2 protein-coding genes and 1 pseudogene are annotated in these 2,858 nt (G+C 67.9%); all 3 read right to left on the bottom strand.

Features of this window, described 5'->3' with window-relative positions; translation table 11 throughout:
- A pseudogene (locus ACMO6A_RS14225) lies at window positions 1–303 on the bottom strand (Fic family protein); the annotation flags it as partial.
- 157 nt (window positions 304–460) lie between these two features.
- Entirely contained in the window at window positions 461–1,399 is a 939-nt protein-coding gene (locus ACMO6A_RS14230; protein ID WP_009609138.1) for a MarR family transcriptional regulator, read from the bottom strand.
- A gap of 312 nt (window positions 1,400–1,711) precedes the next feature.
- The coding region (locus ACMO6A_RS14235) for a cation-translocating P-type ATPase (RefSeq protein WP_418471455.1) at window positions 1,712–2,858 on the bottom strand (1,147 nt) is incomplete at its 5' end.

Here is a 2,858-nt window from a genome sequence, read left to right on the forward strand (position 1 = left end):
GTCCATGTTGCGCGGATCCCAGTTGCCGAGCAAGTCGTATGCTCGTTTGGCATTCCGGACCTCCCGGATATCGTCGGGCGGACCGAAGACGCGCCGGCCGTCGATGATATCGGTCACCTGCTCCATTGTGAGCGTGTTCTGCTCGATAGCCAGAGAAGAGTGTATGGTTTTGATACGCAGCTCGCGATGGAGGACGGGCGAGGAGGACAGCGCGGAGTCGGGTGCGAGCCGTCCCACCATCTCGGCGATATCCAAGGCGGTTGCAGTAATCTTGTCGGTGGGGTCGAAGGGCGGTTCGTACACCAGAGGCCTCCTCTCGAATATTTTTACCGCCAGTATTTTACCGCCAATGGCGGTAAAAAGAAAGTGCGAGCGTCTTGCTCGTCTTTTTTCCGGTGCGGAGAAGGTTTTTGCATGCGGAAGTCTGGCATCGGCGATCCATGCGCAGACGGCGTGCGCGTCAGTCGATGGGCTGGAGGAGGCCGAGGGCGGCTTTGCGCTCGGCCTCCTCGCGCGCTTGGACGTCGGCGATGACGATGCGCCAGGTGCGGGCGAGCGCGCGGCGCTGCCGGTCGTCGAGCCTGCTCCACAGGTGCTTGCGCGCGAGCAGGTCGATGGTGCGCGCGATGACCCTCCGCTGCCGCTCGCCCTGGGGCGTGGCGGCGGCGAACACGGCCTTTCGGTCGCGGGGGCTGGCCAGGCGCTCCACCCATCCTCTCTCGGCCAGGCCGTCCACCGCCCGTGCGACGCCGACGGCCGTCATCTGCAGCTGCGACGCCAGGTCGCCGATGCGCAGCGGCTCGCCCACCTCGCCGAGGCGCTGCAGCACGCGGCATTCGCTGAGAGACGCGCCGCACGAGGCCTTGAGGGCGCTTTCCATCGCGCGCTTCACCAGTTCCAGCGACACGAGCGCCCGCGAAGCGGCGTAGCGGCCGGCCGTCTCGCCGGGCGGCGGCGCCTCGATGCTCGCGCCGGCTGCGATGGAGGCTTCGAGGATGGTGCGGTGGGCAGCGTCTTCGGTGGGGAACAGGGCGTAGAGGCGCTCGACGAGCGCGTCGTTGGCCTGCGCCACATGGCTTGCTCCGGCGTCGGTGATGCCCACGGTGCGCACGCGCCTATCGCCGTCGCCGGCGCGTCGGCGCGTCGCGTACCCGGCGGCTGCGAGCGCGTTCACGGCCTGCGTCACCACGTTCGGTTTGAGGTCGAGCATCTTTCCGAGGCTGGACTGGTCGATGCCGTCCGGGCCTGCGGACAGCAGCTTCACCAGCACGCGGTACTGCGTCACGCTGAGGCTGCTGGCCTGCGCCAGCCCGCTTTTGAGCGCGCGATGGGTGAGGTCGAACGCGACGAAGAACGTCGAGTCGAGAGAAAGGTCGCGCTCGGTTTCGATCCCGCCCATGCTCAACCCCCTCCTTTTTTCGCGCGCTCTGCAGTTCGTTCATCGGCGAAACGATATTGTAGCGCGAGCATGAGCGGTTCGGGGAAAACCCATCAGAGCGCCACTTCGCCGTCGCCGAAGGCAAAGCAGCGACGAGGGACGAACGCGCATGCGTCCGAGCAGCAAGCCTTTCCTTCGCATGCACGTTTTTGTCAAGCATGTACGGGCATTCCGACCCGTTTTCCTTGTCAAAAGCGTGCATGTAGGCAATACGCCGTTCGTGCACGGCGGCGCTCTCGCGCGCGAGGATGCCCTTTTCCGGCGACTGCGCGCTTAGCGGCGCGCGCGCCAGCGTCCGATGGCCTTCGCGATTTCGGTCTGCACGACGGACAGCAGGGCGAAGCCCACCACGAGCGCCCACTGACCGAGGTCCATCGTCGTGCCGCCGAACGCGTCGATGAAGGGCGGCACCAGCAGCACGACCAGCATGAGCGCGATGCTGGCCGCCGCGGCGAGCCCCAGCTGGCGGTTGCGGGCGCCCTCGCGGTCCCAGACGGGGTCGGTGGCGGAGCGCTGGTTCAGGGAGCGCAGCACCTGGGAGAATCCCAGCACGCCGAACGCCATCGTGCAGCCCAGCTCGTAGCTGCCCGCGTTCTGGCCGATCACGAAGGCGACCAGCGCGAGCGCCGCGATGAACACGCCCTGAAAGATAACGCGGCGCGCTAGCGGGCCGTCCAGCAGGTTGTTCACGCGCATGGGCGGATGCTCCATGATGTGGCGGCTGGCGGGCTCCACGCCCAGCGCGAGCGCGGGCAGCGAGGCGGTTGCCAGGTTCACCCACAGGATCATGACGGCGGTGAGCGGCGCGTTCCAATTCAAGGCCACGGCGGTGAGCAGCACCACGATCTGAGCCACGTTGTCGGCCACGAGGAAGGAGACCACCTTCTGGATGTTGCGGAACACCCGGCGGCCCTCGCGCACGGCGTAGACGATGGTGGTGAAGCGGTCGTCCATGAGGATCATGTCGGAGGCGTCCTTCGCCACGTCGGTGCCCGTGATGCCCATGGCCACGCCGATGTCGGCGGCTTTGAGCGCGGGCGCGTCGTTCACGCCGTCGCCCGTCATGGCGCACACCTCGCCGGCATGCTGCAGCGCGCGCACGATGCGCAGCTTGTGCAGGGGCGACACGCGGGCGAACACCGAGGTGTTGCGGGCCGCCTCGTCGAGCGCCGCGTCGTCCATCTCGTCGAGCTCGGCGCCTGTGACCACGAGGTCGCCGGGGCGGAAGATGTCCAGCTCGCGGCCGATGGCGCGCGCGGTGGAGGCGTGGTCGCCCGTGATCATGACGGTGCGCACGCCGGCGGTGCGGCAGGTTTCCACGGCCTGGCGCACGTCGGGCCGCGGCGGGTCCATCATGCCGACGAGGCCGATGAGCACGAGATCGCGTTCGATGTCCTCGACGTCGCCGGGCACGCCGGGC

This window comes from Eggerthella sp. (assembly GCF_048329335.1).
Classification (GTDB): Bacteria; Actinomycetota; Coriobacteriia; order Coriobacteriales; family Eggerthellaceae; genus Eggerthella; species Eggerthella lenta.

What these genes read in the sequence shown, in the direction of transcription:
- ACMO6A_RS14230 (WP_009609138.1), bottom strand. Translation starts at nt 1,399, where the DNA reads ATGGGCGGGATCGAAACCGAGCGCGACCTTTCTCTCGACTCGACGTTC.